Source organism: Campylobacter showae CC57C, assembly GCF_000344295.2.
Classification (GTDB): Bacteria; Campylobacterota; Campylobacteria; order Campylobacterales; family Campylobacteraceae; genus Campylobacter_A; species Campylobacter_A showae_B.
On the sequence record NZ_AOTD01000097.1, the window covers coordinates 1 to 531 of the forward strand.

The following is a 531-nucleotide window of genomic DNA, read 5'->3' on the forward strand; positions in this document are numbered from 1 at the left end:
TTTTGCCACGGCTTCCTTGTGGGCTTTCGTAGTTTTCTCGATATCTTCCGCATAGAGTTTTTTAAACTCCTCTATACTGATGTCGGTTCTTAACAGTAAATTGGCTCCGACGCTGCTCATCGCACCGTCTTCAGGCAAAGAGTCTTTAAAAGCGATTAATTCCTCTCGTTCCTCTTTGGTGCCCAGTCCCAAAAGCTTACCTTGGATAGTCGGCTCGCCATCCTTTGAATACCTTTTGAGAGTATTCGCATAAAGCTGTAACACCAAATCTTTTGCCTCGTCCATGGTCTCGGGTGGATATTTCATAGACAGCGCTCGCCTCTCGTCCGCAGTATATTTCTTAGAGAGTATGCCGTCTATTTTATCTATGGTTTTTGTTATCCAGCCTTTTTCGCTCTCGTCTATATCTATGATGCTTTCTACCGCATTTTTAATAGGTATATGCATAAGGGCGTCGATTTGGCTTTTTTCTTTTGCCTTGTCTTGTTCTTTTGCAATTTTCGTTTGCTCGTTCGCCAAATTCGTCTTAGC

At 42.9% G+C, this 531-nt stretch carries 1 pseudogene; it reads right to left on the reverse strand.

Annotation, left to right across the window (positions count from 1 at the left end):
- A pseudogene (locus tag H740_RS03755) lies at positions 1–519 on the reverse strand (cell surface protein); the annotation flags it as partial.
- Positions 520–531: the final 12 nt, after the last annotated feature.